Here is a 13740-nt window from a genome sequence, read left to right as displayed (position 1 = left end):
AACCATGATGCGAACCCCCGAAGACATATTCCGTGCCATGCTCGACGCCGCCTGCCGGCTGCAGAACGGTGATCGCGACCAGATCGACAAGCTGGTCGAGTTCTACGCCGAAGAAACCGACGTGCGGCATCCGATGGCCCCACTCGGCGACACCCCGATGCTCAGCCGCGAAGCACTCCGACAGCACTTCGCCGCGGCGGGTCCGGCTGGCCTGGCAGGCTTTCGCGTTGAGGATGTACGCGTCCATCACACTGCCGACCCGGAGGTGGTCATCGGCGAGTTCACTTACCGCGGCGATTCGGGCTGGGCCGCGCCGGGCATCATCGTCTTCCGGATCCGCGAAGGGCTGATCGTCGAGTCGCGGGACTACATCGACCATCTCGGGCTCGCTCGTGCCACAAACACACTCGACGCCCTCTGCACACAGCTGACAAGCGCCTAGCCTGCATAGAAGAACCGCGCCGGTGGGCGCTTCGACCTCGAACCTCGCCGACGGTGCCCACCACCCCGCTCGCGCCGGCGATCCACACCGGCCACCTGAGCTGCTCCGACGTGAGGTCAAACCGCCAGTTCCGACAACCTGGAGCCATTTCTATCCTTCGTAGTAGTTGGCTTCGACGTAGTGCAGAACGAGGATGGCCTGCACGATCGTGGTCGTCCGGCGTGGGCAGCAGCGCAGCTTGACCAGGACCTTCCAAGTCTTGAGGGTGGCGATCGCGCGTTCGCCGCGGGCGCGGATCTTCGCGTGGGCGCGGTGCACGGCCTTCTGCCGGCGTGACAGCTTCGGCCGGAAGCGGCGCCGCTTGAACGGAGTGCGCACGCTGCCGCGGGCACCTTGATGGCCCTTGTCGGCGAAGGTCATCACGTCTGCCCTGGTCAGTGCCTCGATGATGTCGTGTGTTCGGGCTGCGGTCAGGTCGTGGACCGAGCCGGGCAGGGTTAGGTGCCGGCGATGAGGATGATCTTGCTCGTCGAGACGCTGTCCTCGGGGGCTGCACCGGCAGGGTGCGGACGGCTGTCGGATCGCGGTAGCCGCACCGGCTCGACGCCGTGGAAACCCGAAGCGGGAGACGTGGCGGGTCCTGTCTCGGTTGGGTTCAGCCGACCGGTGTTGTCGCGTCCGTTCCCCAGCTGGCAAGTAGCCGCAGGGCCGTGGCGGACTCGGAGCCCGGTTCCGCGTGGTACGCGACCAGCACCTGGTCAGGGTTGTCGGGTAGGGGGAACATCTCGTACGAAAGGGTGAGTTCACCCACCAGCGGATGGTTCATCCGCAGCACACCATGGCTCTTGCGACGCACCTCGTGCGCGGCCCACAAGCGGCGGAACTCCTCGCTGCGCACCGACAGTTCGCCTACCAGCGAGGCGAGCTGCGGATCTTCGGGATGGCTGCCGGCGTGCATGCGCAGCATTCCGGCGATACCGCTCGCCTTGGGCTCCCAGTCGATGAACACCTCACGCATGCCGGGCGAGAGGAAGATCAGCCGACCCCAGTTGCGTTCCTCGGGCGGTAGCTCGGCCCAGTTGCCGAACAGCGCGGCGGCCAGCCGGTTCCAGCCGAGGATGTCCATGCGGAATCCGTACACGTACGCGGGTACGTCCGTCATCGTGTCGAGAAGCTGCTGGATGGCGGGGCGCAACCGTTGGGTCCGCGGTGACGGTTTGTTCGCCCGCTGCCGGGTGGGCTTGGCCAGGTGTGTCAGGTAGGCATGCTCGGTTTCGGTCAGCCGCAGGGCGCGGGCGATGGAGTCCAGGATCTCCACCGACACGTTGGCGCTGTTGCCCTGTTCGAGCTGGGTGTAGTACGAGGCCGACACGCCCGCCACCTGTGCCAGCTCCTCCCGGCGTAGCCCGGGCACCCGCCGTCGCCGTCCGTAGTCGGGCAGGCCGACGTCGGCGGGCTTGAGCCGGGCTCGGCGGCTGCGCAGGAATTCGCTGAGCTCGGCACGCCGATCGAGGCCGGCAGCCGACCCATCTCCGGAGGGAGTGAGGCTTGGCATGCTGTCCAGTTTGCCCCATCCGCAACCGTCGTGCCTGCCACTGCCAGCCGTAGGAAAAAGGAAGGTAGTCAAAGCAGCGGATGGCTGTTCCCGGGCACGAACGGCAGGCTTGGCGATGTCCCGGCCGGAACGGGAACCAGCGCCGATCAGCACGGTGCCTGAGTGATCTCACGTTGGGACCGCATCACGCGGCCGTCCGGCTTCTTTCCCATCAGCACCTCGGGCAGACGCGCTGTCGCGGCCTGCCCGGCCAGCTTTCTTCTAGGAGCTCTTGATGTCTCGTACCTGGTTTATCACCGGAACCTCGCGAGGATTCGGCCGCGTCTGGGCCGAGGCCGCGCTCGGCCGGGGTGACAAGGTGGCCGCCACCGCCCGCAACGTCGCCACCCTCACCGACCTCGTCGACCGCTACGGCGACAACGTCCTGCCGATCGCGCTCGACGTCACCGACAAGTCCGCCGTGGACCTGGCCGTGAAGACGGCCCACGACCACTTCGGGCGGCTGGACGTCGTCATCAACAACGCGGGATACGGTCTGTTCACCATGGCCGAGGAGGTCACCGAGCAGCAGGCGCGCGACCAGTTCGAGACGAACGTCTTCGGCGCTCTGTGGGTGACCCAGGCCGTCCTGCCGTATCTGCGCCAGCAGGGCTCGGGCCACATCATCCAGGTCTCCTCCGTCGGCGGGCTGCTCGCGTACCCCGGTGTCGGTATCTACAACGCGTCCAAGTGGGCGCTGGAAGGGATGAGCCAGGCTCTCGCCGGCGAGGTCCGCGGTTTCGGCATCAAGGTCACGATTGTCGAGCCGACCGGCTACGCCACGGACTGGGGCGGGAGTTCGGCGGTGCGCGCCGAGCATCTGCCCGTCTACGACGGTGTGCGCGAGGCCGTGGCCGCGTTCTGGAGCGGGGTGACCTCTGGCGACCCGCAGGCGACCGCCCCAGCCATCCTCCAGGTCGTCGATGCCGAGGAACCGCCGCTGCGGATCTTCCTCGGCGCAGGCCTGCTCGACTGGATGCGTGAGGAGTACGCGCAGCGCATGGCGACCTGGGAGGAGTGGAATCACGTCTCGGAAGCGGCCATGGGCAGCCGCTCCGCTGCTTGACCCGGGCCTCGCTCGACCACAGGAGCTTGGACCGGCCGCGCTCCACCGGCCGGAGGCTCACCGGCCTCCGGGGACAGCCGTGCGTCGCCCAGCGGCGCACGGCTGTCCCCGGACGGGAGCGAGAGCACGGACCTCGCCGAGCCGGCCCAGCGGGGCTCCATAGAACGGAGCAGGCCCTGACACCTGCCCGTGACCTACACCGATCCGAGAGGGCGATTCATGGAAGAACGCATACCGGCCGAACCTTCGGATGCGGCCGCCGTACCCACCGAATCACCGCTCGAGCGGACCCGGCGCACGGTCATCGCCGCCATGACCGCCGGCGTCGGCGGCGCCGTGGTGGTGGGCGGGTCCACCGTCGCGGCGCCTGTGCGGGCGGCCGAGGAAGCCGTCGCCGCCGAGACGCCACCGAGCGGCCGCCTTTCGCTGGCCGTCAACGGCGCAGCGGCACACCGTCACCGTCGACAACCGCACCTCGTTACTGGACCTGCTGCGCGAACATCTGGGCCTGAATCCTGCCGGATATGCGGCCATGGAACTCAGATCTGGTTCAGGCCGCCGTCGACGTACAGGCTCGAACCGGTGATGAAGCTGCTCTGCTCAGAGGCGAGGAAGGTCACGGCGGCGGCGATTTCCTCCGGGCGCCCGAGCCGGCCCAGCGGCACCTGTGTGGCCAGGTGCTGCTTGAGGTCGGCGGCCTGTTCCGGGTCGGGCGCGAGCCCCGACAAACCGGGGGTGTCGGTCGGGCCGGGCGTGATGGTGTTGACCCGGATGCCGCGTCTTTTGAGTTCGTTGGCCCAGGTCCGGGCGAACGATCGGGTGGCGGCTTTGGTCGCCGCGTACACGCCGAACGCCTCCGCGCCGACGTCCACGTTGGTAGAGCCGTTCAAGATTACCGAGGCGCCGTCGTTGAGCAGGGGCAGCGCCTTTTGAACAGTGAACAGCGTGCCCCGGACGTTGATACCGAAGAGGGTGTCGAAGTGTTCCTCGGTGACCTGCTCAAGCGGCACGAACGCGGCGACGGAGGCGTTCGCGAACAGCACGTCCAGGCCCCGCCCCCGGCTGCGGATCGTCTCGTAGAGCCGGTCCAGGTCGGTCAGGTTCGAGATGTCGCCGATCACCGCGGTAGCCGCTGAGCCGATCACTTCGACGGCCGCGTCGAGTTCGGTCTTGCGTCGGCCGGTGATGAACACGTGTGCGCCCTCGGCCGCCAGCCGTACGGCACTGGCCAGGCCGATTCCGGTGCTGCCGCCGGTGACGAGGGCGGTCTTACCTTCAAGTAGTCCCATGTGAATAACCTCTTTCGATTTCTGCAGCGATCGCTGCTGAAGTCGAAAGGTAGCACTTCTGCAGCGATCGCTGCAGAAGGGGTAGGCTGCGGGGGTGGCGATCAAACAGAGCGGTCCCCTCGGCCGACCGCGGGGATTCGACGTCGACGACGCTCTCGAGCGCGCCATGCTGGTCTTCTGGGAGCATGGCTACGAGGGGGCCAGTCTGGCCAACCTGACCGAGGCGATGGGCATCTCCGCCAAAAGCTTGTACGCAGCCTTCGGCAACAAGGAAGAGCTGTTCCGCAAGGCCCTGGAGCGCTACACCGAAGGCCCGAGCGCATACCTGGCCCGGGCCCTGGAGGAGCCGACCGCCCTCGGCGTCGCCACCGCGATCCTGGCCGGCACCGTTCGAACCACCACCCGCCCGGCCCACCCCCAAGGGTGCCTGGGCGTCCAGGGCGCCCTGGCCGCCAGCGACTCCGGGCGTGGAGTCCGTGACCTTCTCATCGCCTGGCGCAACAACGGCTGCTCTCGCGTCCGGGAGCGGTTCCAGCGAGCTGTCGACGACGGCGACCTGCCTCCGGAGACCGATCCGGAGCTCCTGGCCCGCTATGTCACCACCTTGGCATTCGGCATCGCCGTGCAAGCCGCGAGCGGCGTCGGCCGCGATGAACTCCAGGGGATGGCCGACGCCGCCCTACTCAACTGGCCGCTCCTCTGAGAACCACCCGACGTTCGCCGTCGCGAGCAACCGCTCGCTGTAACGGCTGGTTTTCACAAACGGCCGCCAGAGCAACGGAGATTCTCGCGCTCAACGTCGAAGACCTCGACCTGGACACCCGGCGTGCCCCCGTTACCTCCAAGGGCGGCGCAGCGAAAGACATCTGCCCGCACACGGGCCGGGCCCGGCTCGGCTACGACCGCGCCCGCGTGCTGGTGGACAAGTACGCCGGACTCGACCTCCACCAACTCCGGCACAGCGCCGCCACCCATCTCGCGCCGCCCCGCCGTACCCACTGACCAGCTCTTTTCCTGGAGAGAAGGGGGCGTGACGCCCGTGCCACCCTCGACCCCGGCCGGGCTCGAACTCGCCAGACGCGTGGAGGACGACATTCGGCGTGCCCTGGCGCCCGCGACCCGCCGCCTGGACCCGGAACAGCTCGATCGGCTCGTCAAGCTACTCGACGTCGTCTCGGCCCGCTCGTCGGGTACACATGCAGTACCGGGGCCGACGGCCGCGCGCTGATGGTCGAACAGGGCCACGGAGCCCATCGAGGTTCTCAGGCGGTGTGTCTCAGGTCACCAGGCCGTTGCGGTAGGCGTAGACCACCGCCTGGACGCGGTCACGCAGGTCGAGCTTGGTGAGGATGCGCGACACGTACGTCTTGACGGTTTCCTGGCTGATCACCATCGTCGTGGCGATCTCGCTGTTGGACAGGCCGTCGGCGATGAGGCGTAGTACCTCCAGCTCGCGCGGGGTCAACCTGGTGTCGTCCGCCGTGCCCTCGGCGGGCCGGATCCGCGCCGCATACCGGCCGACGAGCTGCCGCGTCACCTCGGGGGCCAGCAGCGCGGCGCCTGTCGCGACGGTGCGGATGCCGTGCATCAGCTGCGCCGGTGGGGCGTCCTTGAGCAGGAACCCGCTCGCCCCGGCGCGCAGCGCCTCATATACGTACTCATCCAGGTTGAACGTCGTCACCACGAGCACCTTGACCGGATGCTCCACCCCGGCGCCGGCCAGCAGGCGGGTCGCTTCGATGCCGTCGAGGACCGGCATCCGCACGTCCATGACCACGATGTCCGGGTTGAGCCGGCGGGCGAGGTCGACCGCGGCGCGGCCATCCCCGCACTCTCCCACCACCTCCAGGTCGGGCTGCGCATCGATGATCGTCGCGAAGCCAGTGCGGATCAGCGCCTGGTCATCGCAGATCAGCACCCTGACCGGGGCGGTCACGACTGGCTCCCGGCGGGGATGCGGGCCCGAACGACGAAGCCGCCGCCCGCCTGCCGGTCAGCGCTGAACTCGCCGCCCAGGGCGTCGACCCGCTCGCGGAGCCCGGCCAGGCCCCGCCCGCTCCCGCCGGGAGAGCCGGCCCGCGAGCCGGATCCCTCAGTGCTGACGTCCACGGTGATCTCCTTCTCGCCATAGCGCATGCGGACTACGGTGCGGCTGCCGTGGGCGTATTTGAGGGCGTTCGTCAGGGACTCCTGCACGACCCGGTAGGCCACGAACTCGGCGCTTCCGGCCGACTCCGCCGGCCTGCCCTCCTCGGTGAACTCCACCGGCTGCCCGGCCTGACGGGTCTGCTCCACGAGGGTGTGGAGTTCGCCGACGGACGGCGTTCTGACGTCGGTGTCGTGATCGGGGTTGAGCAGGTCGAGCAGGTGCCGCAGGTCGGTGATGGCGCGCCGGCCGGTGTCGGTGACGGCGCTCAGCGTCGCGTCGAGGCGATCGGGCGCGGCGGTCAGGTAGCGTGCCGCCTCCGCCTGCACGACCATTGCCGTCACGTGGTGGGTCACGACGTCGTGGAGTTCGCGGGCGATGCGGGTGCGTTCGGCGGCGCGGGTGGCCTCGGCGACGTGGCGGCGGCGTTCGGCCTCAGCGGCCCGGGTGGAGCGCAGCCAGGCCCCGATGCACCACGCGAGGATCAGAGTCAGGTAGAAGACCACGAATCCCTCCGGCCGTTCGGGCGCGCCGAGCAGGTCGAGCGCGACCGCCAGCGGCACGTACGCCGCGGAGAGGAGAAGTACGGTGGCGCGCCGGTGATGTTCCAGATAGGCGCCCGCGCTGATGAGCGCGATGGGCAGGGCGGTGCTCGCGAACGCGTGGTAGCCGCGGATCTGGTCGAGGGCGAAGCCGAGCGATACCAGGGTGAGGCAGACGGCCGGCCACCGCCGGCGCGCGGCGAGTGGGAGGCCCTCCAGGGCGATCACCACGACGGCGAACGCGTCGAGGGGGCGGATCGGCAGGTCGCCGACTTGCGTCCCCTTGCCGTGCAGCGCCGGGACGAAGGACACGGCGACCATCAGCAGCGCGAACGGTAAATCCCGGACCGTGACGTCACACCGCCGCCACAGGTCCGGGACCCGCCGGAGTTCGATCACTGGGAGAGCGTAGCGGTCGCGCCGGTCCGGGCGCCGCGCCGCAGCGGAACCAGGTTGCCGCGCCGGCGGGCCAGCCAGATGAACGCGATCGTCAGCAGCACGCCGAACACCACCGTGTACAGGCTCGCCTCCGGCCCGAACGCGCCGCCGGTGAGCAGGGCCGGTCCCGATGTCACCCCATCCAGCAGCCCCTGCGGCGTGCCGTTGCCGGAGACCTCGGTGCCGAAGATGCCGGCCGCGGCGAAGTTCCAGCCGAAGTGCAGGCCGATCGGCAGCCACAGGGTACGGGTGGCGGCGTAGGCGGCGGCCAGCATGCCGCCCGCCGAGATCGCGATGCAGATCGCGCCCCAGAGGCTGGCGTTCGGGTTGGACAGGTGCACCAGGCCGAACAGCACGCCGGTCAGCGTCAGCGCTACCCAGGTGCCGGTGAGTTCCTCGACGATCCGGAACAGGACGCCGCGGAAGAGCAACTCCTCGGTCACCGCGGCGGCGGCCATGATGCCGAACAGCCCGACCGCGCCCCACACCGAGCCCAGACCCTCGATCTGGTAGCCGCCCAGGAAGGCGATGTTGACGATGACGGCCGCGAACATCCCCACACCGATCAGCACCCCCCGCCCGGTGGCGGCCACCGCCCCCTTCACGGCCACCTCCACGGGGGGGCGGCGTTCGGACCATCGCACCACCCTGGCGTACACGAACACCGCGAGCGCGGCCGTCGCGAGGCCGAGGACCAGGGTGAGAGGCGCGTTCCCCTGTACGGCGCCCACGACCATGCCCCCGGCGAAAGCGACTGCCACGACGGCCACGAGCTGCTTCAACAGCCGCAGGACGACTCCCATGATGACTCCTTCGCGAGATGCCCGCGGCCGGAGCGCCGCGGCTTCACCGGTAACGCTAGGGATTCGAGGGTCCGGAATCGTCACCGTGCGGTGGACACTCGCGGGTAGCTCTCACGGGGGACAAGCGGTCAGGTCACGGGCTGACCCCCGCTACGACCAGGCCGAGAAGCCGGTCTGCCGTGGCGGCCCTCCTCGCGGCGGGCGTTCCCGTCCGCGCGCCGGTCCGCGACCCCGCGACCGGCCCCGCGAAGGCCGTCGAGCGCTCGGGTCGGTCCACGCCTCTGTGGCGCGGCCGCCCGGCAGTGCGATATCCCACTGTCGGGCGCCAAGATCGCGTCGGCGTCCAATCAGCTCATAGCAGTCGTCTTTGCACGACATCGGCGATGACGGCGTTCACGACCTTGCCGACTTCCTCAGACTCCGGTGGGACCCCCTCCCGGCCGGCGAACAGCATGTGCCCGGCCCCGATCAGGGAAAGCGCCAGCGCATCCACATCGGCGTCCGCCGCGATGCGGCCCAGCTCGCACTCCTCGTTCAGATAGGCGGCGATCATGGCCGCGGCATCCGTCAGGACCGGGACACCGGGAGCCGGCCGGGCCTGACGCAGCCGGGCACGCAACTCATCCCGGAAGATGACGAGACCGACGATCGCCACGGCGACCGAGTCGAACAGGTCACTGAGCGCCCCGGTCAGGTTGCCGGCGACGGTGCCGGTCCCGGCGGAGCCGCGAAGGGCGTCGGCCTGGCCCTCGAGCCGGGCGATGCGGTCCCGCACGAGCTCGGCGAGGAAGGCGTCGAAGTCCTCGAAGTGCCGGTGCAGGACACCCTTGGCGACGCCCGCCTCCGCCGTGACCGCCCGGCTGGTCAGGCCGTTCGCCCCATCCCGGAGCAGGACGCGCTCGGCGGCGTCGAACAACTGCTGCCGCACATCCCGGAGGGCCACTCCAGTCGGCATCCCCGTTCCTCCTTCTTCACACGCCTTCGCCCGCCCTTCGCCCACCGCGAACCGCTGCCCGGGTTGCATAGTGGGCATCTGCCCACTATGGTGGGCGCATGCCCACTATAGCGCAGGAGCAACCAGAGCCTCCGCGGAACGAGCCTCATAAGGCCAGGCAGATGGCGGAGTCGTTCGGGGTCCACGCCGAACGCTACGACCGGGCCCGGCCCGACTATCCCGACGCGCTGGTGCAGCAGATCATCACCGCCAGCCCCAGCCCCGGCCCCGACATCGTCGACGTCGGCTGCGGCACCGGCATAGAAGCCCGTCAGTTCCTGGCGGCCGGGTGCAAGGTGCTGGGTGTCGAGCCGGATGTCCGGATGGCTGAGTTCGCCCGCCGCACCGGCGTCGCGGTCGAGGTGGCGACGTTCGAGGACTGGGACGCCGCCGGTCGTACCTTCGACGCGGTCGTCGCCGGGCAGTCCTGGCACTGGGTGGACCCCGTCGCGGGCCCGGCCAAGGCGGCGCAGCTGCTGCGTCCCGGCGGCCTGCTGGCGGTGTTCGCGCACGCATACGACCCGCCGCCCATCGTCGCGGAGGCTTTCGCCACCGTCTTCCGGAAGGTGGCGCCCAACTCGCCGCTCAGCGCCGGACCGCCGAGGCCGGCCCAGGACATCTACCAGGCGATGTTCGCCACGTTCGCCGACGGCATCCGTAAGACGGCCGGGTTCGGCGAGCCGGAGCAGTGGCGATTCGACTGGGAGCAGTACTACAGCCGCGACGATTGGCTCGACCTGCTGCCCACCACCGGCGCGCTCACCCAACTCCCACCAGACAAACTGGCCGAGGTGCTGGAGGGCGTCGGGGCCGCCATCGACGCGATCGGAGGCGGCTTCACCATGGCCTACACCACGATGGCGATCGTCGCGTCACTGAACACCTGAGTCGCCCACCACTCCGAGGGCGCGTGGGCCGGGAGCCCCAACGGCGGTGGACCGTGGTGGCGTGCACGCCTGCGCGGGCGGCGATGGCCGGGACCGTCAGCAGGTCGCCACCAACCGGGCCTAGGCCGCCGCGACTTGGCGGCGGTACCGGCCGGGCGCCACGCCGAACTCCCGCTTGAAGGCGTTGCCGAAGGCGAACTCCGACCCGTACCCCACCCGCTCGGCCACCTCCGCCACCGACGCGTCGGACTCGCGCAGCATGCGGGCCCCGCTCACCAGCCGCCACCAGGTCAGGTAGGCCAGCGGCGGTTGCCCGACCAGCCCCGTGAAGCGGCGGGCGAAGCCGGCGCGTGACATGCCCGCGTGGGCGCCGAGCGACTCGACCGTCCAGCGGCGGGCCGGGTCGCGGTGGATGGCGTCGAGCGCGCGGCCGACACCGGGGTCGGCCAGCGCGGCGGCCCAGCCGGACAGGGTGCAGGGCTCGTCCTGGGTCTCGATGTAGGCCCGCAGGACGTACAGCTGCAACATCTCCAGGAGGGACGACACGACGGTGTCCGTGCCGGGGCGGGGGTTGTCGATCTCGGCGGCCAGCAACTCGACCGCGGCCCGCAGCTCCGGATGGCTGCCGAGCGTCGAGGGAAGGTGGATCACGCCGGGCAGCGAGCCCAGGATCGGATGCGTCCTGTCGAGCTCGAGCCGGTAGCCGCCGGACAGGATCACCGTCTCGGCCCCGGCGCCGCCGAAACCGGCCGAGGCGAACAGCTCGGAATGCGGATCGCAGTCCGACTCGGCCAGCGGCCGCGCGGGATCGTCGGCGAGCCCGAACGGGTCGCCGTGCGGCAGGAACACCACATCGCCCACGCTCAGCGGAACGGGCTCACCATCCGGGGGAAGGAGCCAGCAGGACCCGCGCAGCACCACCTGGAAACCGGCGGACCCGGGCGCCGCGCGGAACGACACGCCCCACGGCGCCCGCCAGGAGATGCGGGCGGAGGTAGGGCGCCCGCACCGCATGAAGGCCACCACGTCGCTCAGCATGTCCATGGGTGGAGTCTAGCGCCTGAGACGCTGGCGTATAAATGTTGGACAGTAGCGCATTCAGTATCTCAGCAAGTCTCCCTACGGTGGTTCGAGTAACCGATTGAGGGAGCATTGACATGCTGAAGGTAGGCATCATCCTGGGCAGCACCCGTCCCGGCCGCAACGGCGAGGCGGTGGCGCACTGGGCCCGCGATCTGGCGGTCAAACGAGGCGACGCCGAGTACGAGCTCGTCGATCTGAAGGACTACAACTTGGGCAACCTGGACGAGCCCGAGCACCCCTCCACGGGCAACTACCAGCACGAGCACACCAAGCGCTGGGCGGCCAAGGTCTCGTCCCTGGACGCGTTCCTGATCGTGACCCCCGAATACAACAACTCGTACCCCGGCGCACTCAAGAACGCCCTCGACTTCCTGTACACGGAATGGACCAACAAGGCGGCCGGGTTCGTCGGCTACGGCGTGGACGGCGCACCCCGGGCGATCTCGCACCTGCGGCACGTCCTGGGCCTGCTCAGCGTGGCCACCGTCTCTAACCAGGTCGGCCTGTCGATCAATACCGACTTCGCCGACGGCTTCCGGCCCGCCGCCGCCCACGAGGACCGGCTGAACCTCGTCCTCGACCAAGTCCTCGCCTGGGGTTCCGCCCTGCGTCCGCTCAGGGGGTGAGCCCCTTCGACCGGGCCATGGTCCCATCGGTGTTGACTGCGGCGGCGCCTGATGTCGTTCCTGTCCGGGCAACGACAGCGACCGCGTGCGGGTCGTCACGCCTTCCCGCTGAGCAAGACCGGTGGGAGATGTTCGAGCCGACTACGCGGGCGGCAGTGTTGTATTCGCTCCCGTCGCGGCAGAGGACGGCCATCAGTTCGACCTGCTGACGACCCGGGTGCCGGCGCCGCCCCAGGGCTCAGGAAGGTGCCCGCCCGCGGGGTGTGACATACCCATGGCGGCTACGAGGAGCGCTGATTCGGCTCGCCCCGGTCGTCCGGGGCGAGCCGCGCCCAGACGTCGGCGAGGCTGCGCAGGTGCTCGTCCTCGAGCCGGTCGAAGAAGAGCCTGCGCAGGTCGCCGTACTGCTGGCGCCAGGCCTTGCGCATGAGTGCCCTCCCGTCCTTGGTCAGGACCACCGTGAAGCCACGGCCGTCGTCGGCCGACCGATGCCTCTCGATCAGGCCGCGACGCTCGAGCCGGTCGGCGAGCCGGGTGAACCCGCCGGTGGACATCAGGCGCTGCTGGGCGAGCTCTGACATCCGCATGCCGTTGCGACCGGCCTCGCCCAGCAGTGCCAGCACGCTGTATTCGGCCATGCTCACGTTGAGCGGAGCGAGCCCGGCCTCGATCTCACGCCAGATTCGATCGTGAGTGAGCAGGAATCCCCGCCACGCCTGGTCTTCAAGCTCTCGCAGCTTGTCGGTCGCCATGAGCAGCACGGTATCGGCAGGTCAGCTCGAGAACCAACCGATGTGTCTGCCTGCACAGCAAGGCTCCGCGTCAGGCCCGACCGAGGACGCAGAACTCGTTGCCCTCCGGGTCGGCGAGAACGATCCACGGAACGTCGCCCTGGCCGACGTCGGCGGGCGTCGCGCCGAGGGTCTGCAGCCGGGCCACCTCCGCCTCTTGATCGTCAATGGGGTGCGGCAGCAGGTCGAGATGGACGCGGTTCCACACGGTCTTCGCGCCGGGCGTTGTGCGGCGGAACTCAAGATACGGCCCGACACCCTCGGCCGAGCGCAGCAGCGCGTGATCGTCGGTCACCTCATGCAGGGTCCAGTCCACCGCCTCGCCCCAGAACCGGGCCATGGCCCGTGGGTCCGCGCAGTCGACCACCACAGCGGCGATCGGCCCGGTATCCCGGTAGATCTCCCGAGGCTCCAGCACGCAGAACACATTGCCCTCCGGGTCGGCCAGAACCGTCCACGGGACGTCGCCCTGGCCCACGTCGGCGGGCGTCGCACCGAGCTCCTTCAGACGCGCGACCAACTCGGCCTGATGGGCCGCAGAGGTGGTGGCGAGCTCGAGGTGCACGCGGTACTTCACCGTTTCGGGGTCCGGGACGGTGACGACATCGATGTAGAAAGCGGAGGGGTCCGGCCAGGCGAAGCCCTCGGGCTCGAGGTTGGTCACGCCGGGTCCCTCGCTGGAAACACCCCAGCCGAGCACCTCCGCCCAGAACCGGCCGAGCGCCGAGTCATCCCGAGCTTTGAAATTCGCCTGAATAAGTCGCAGCGCCATGCCGCCCACCCTATGCCCAACGGATCAACCGGGATGAACCACGCACCTTCGGTTGGTAGACGGCTTCCTTCCGGCGGGCACGTACCGTGCAGGCATCACCGGGATACGCGAGGACTGTTGACAACCTCTTCGCGCACGAGAAGCTACAAAGTGCCTGCACAGGCAACTATTCGGCCTTGGGTGTTGACTCGATTCCGTACCTGAGCTCGCCCTAGAAGTCCCACAGGGCCCCCAGTCCCGAGCGAAGCATGTGGCGGTGGAGTCCGG

At 69.4% G+C, this 13740-nt stretch carries 15 protein-coding genes and 1 pseudogene; 6 read left to right on the top strand and 10 right to left on the bottom strand.

Going from position 1 to position 13740, the window contains the following annotated elements:
• Positions 1-37 precede the first annotated feature (37 nt).
• Positions 38-442, top strand: coding sequence for a nuclear transport factor 2 family protein (locus tag Q9G87_RS56910; RefSeq protein ID WP_305925045.1), 405 nt, complete (start codon positions 38-40; stop codon positions 440-442).
• A gap of 150 nt (positions 443-592) precedes the next feature.
• Here Q9G87_RS56910 and Q9G87_RS56905 read toward each other — a convergent pair.
• Together Q9G87_RS56905 and Q9G87_RS56900 are read right to left on the bottom strand one after the other, a co-directional pair.
• Positions 593-937: pseudogene (locus Q9G87_RS56905) on the bottom strand (transposase family protein); the annotation flags it as partial.
• Positions 938-1097: 160 nt separating this feature from the next.
• Complete coding sequence (locus tag Q9G87_RS56900; RefSeq protein WP_305925044.1) at positions 1098-1997, bottom strand: helix-turn-helix transcriptional regulator; 900 nt, start codon at positions 1995-1997, stop codon at positions 1098-1100.
• Positions 1998-2271: 274 nt separating this feature from the next.
• Between Q9G87_RS56900 and Q9G87_RS56895 the strand changes: the two genes are divergently transcribed.
• Positions 2272-3102, top strand: coding sequence for an SDR family oxidoreductase (locus tag Q9G87_RS56895; protein ID WP_305925043.1), 831 nt, complete (start codon positions 2272-2274; stop codon positions 3100-3102).
• Positions 3103-3641: 539 nt separating this feature from the next.
• Here Q9G87_RS56895 and Q9G87_RS56890 read toward each other — a convergent pair.
• Positions 3642-4391 carry an SDR family oxidoreductase gene (locus Q9G87_RS56890; RefSeq protein ID WP_305925066.1) on the bottom strand — a complete coding sequence of 250 codons (750 nt, stop codon included), beginning with the start codon at positions 4389-4391 and terminating at the stop codon, positions 3642-3644.
• 94 nt (positions 4392-4485) lie between these two features.
• Here Q9G87_RS56890 and Q9G87_RS56885 point away from each other — a divergent pair, with 94 nt between their 5' ends.
• Both Q9G87_RS56885 and Q9G87_RS56880 read left to right on the top strand, forming a co-directional pair.
• Positions 4486-5094, top strand: coding sequence for a TetR/AcrR family transcriptional regulator (locus Q9G87_RS56885; protein ID WP_305925042.1), 609 nt, complete (start codon positions 4486-4488; stop codon positions 5092-5094).
• Positions 5095-5421: 327 nt separating this feature from the next.
• The gene (locus Q9G87_RS56880; RefSeq protein WP_305925041.1) at positions 5422-5619 is read left to right on the top strand and encodes a hypothetical protein; all 198 of its coding nucleotides are present in this window, start codon (positions 5422-5424) and stop codon (positions 5617-5619) included.
• Between the two features lie 48 nt (positions 5620-5667).
• Here the strand turns inward: Q9G87_RS56880 and Q9G87_RS56875 are convergent, their stop codons facing one another.
• From Q9G87_RS56875 to Q9G87_RS56860, 4 genes are all read right to left on the bottom strand, one after another.
• The gene (locus Q9G87_RS56875) at positions 5668-6327 is read right to left on the bottom strand and encodes a response regulator (protein ID WP_305925040.1); all 660 of its coding nucleotides are present in this window, start codon (positions 6325-6327) and stop codon (positions 5668-5670) included.
• Positions 6324-7478: a sensor histidine kinase gene (locus tag Q9G87_RS56870; RefSeq protein ID WP_305925039.1), complete on the bottom strand. Its 1155-nt coding sequence runs from the start codon at positions 7476-7478 to the stop codon at positions 6324-6326. The genes Q9G87_RS56875 and Q9G87_RS56870 overlap by 4 nt, the downstream gene beginning before the upstream one ends.
• The gene (locus tag Q9G87_RS56865; RefSeq protein ID WP_305925038.1) at positions 7475-8320 is read right to left on the bottom strand and encodes a CPBP family intramembrane glutamic endopeptidase; all 846 of its coding nucleotides are present in this window, start codon (positions 8318-8320) and stop codon (positions 7475-7477) included. Before Q9G87_RS56865 ends, Q9G87_RS56870 begins: the two co-directional genes overlap by 4 nt.
• Positions 8321-8672: 352 nt before the next feature.
• The gene (locus tag Q9G87_RS56860; RefSeq protein ID WP_305925037.1) at positions 8673-9275 is read right to left on the bottom strand and encodes a TetR/AcrR family transcriptional regulator; all 603 of its coding nucleotides are present in this window, start codon (positions 9273-9275) and stop codon (positions 8673-8675) included.
• A 98-nt stretch (positions 9276-9373) separates the two neighbouring features.
• On the opposite strand from Q9G87_RS56860, the gene Q9G87_RS56855 reads away from it, so the two are divergent.
• Positions 9374-10201, top strand: coding sequence for a class I SAM-dependent methyltransferase (locus tag Q9G87_RS56855; protein ID WP_305925036.1), 828 nt, complete (start codon positions 9374-9376; stop codon positions 10199-10201).
• A 120-nt stretch (positions 10202-10321) separates the two neighbouring features.
• On the opposite strand, the gene Q9G87_RS56850 is transcribed toward Q9G87_RS56855, so the two are convergent.
• Positions 10322-11245, bottom strand: a complete 924-nt coding sequence (locus Q9G87_RS56850; RefSeq protein ID WP_305925035.1) for an AraC family transcriptional regulator — start codon at positions 11243-11245, stop codon at positions 10322-10324.
• A 113-nt stretch (positions 11246-11358) separates the two neighbouring features.
• On the opposite strand from Q9G87_RS56850, the gene Q9G87_RS56845 reads away from it, so the two are divergent.
• Positions 11359-11910, top strand: a complete 552-nt coding sequence (locus Q9G87_RS56845) for an NADPH-dependent FMN reductase (protein WP_305925034.1) — start codon at positions 11359-11361, stop codon at positions 11908-11910.
• Between the two features lie 281 nt (positions 11911-12191).
• Here the strand turns inward: Q9G87_RS56845 and Q9G87_RS56840 are convergent, their stop codons facing one another.
• On the bottom strand, positions 12192-12662 hold the full coding sequence (locus tag Q9G87_RS56840; protein WP_305925033.1) for a MarR family winged helix-turn-helix transcriptional regulator: 471 nt from the start codon (positions 12660-12662) through the stop codon (positions 12192-12194).
• A 70-nt stretch (positions 12663-12732) separates the two neighbouring features.
• Positions 12733-13473, bottom strand: coding sequence for a VOC family protein (locus tag Q9G87_RS56835; protein ID WP_305925032.1), 741 nt, complete (start codon positions 13471-13473; stop codon positions 12733-12735).
• Positions 13474-13740 lie beyond the last annotated feature (267 nt).

This window comes from Nonomuraea turcica, assembly GCF_030718205.1.
GTDB lineage: Bacteria > Actinomycetota > Actinomycetes > Streptosporangiales > Streptosporangiaceae > Nonomuraea.
The sequence above is the reverse complement of the archived record's forward strand: the minus strand, read 5'-3'. Positions and strand labels throughout refer to the sequence as shown.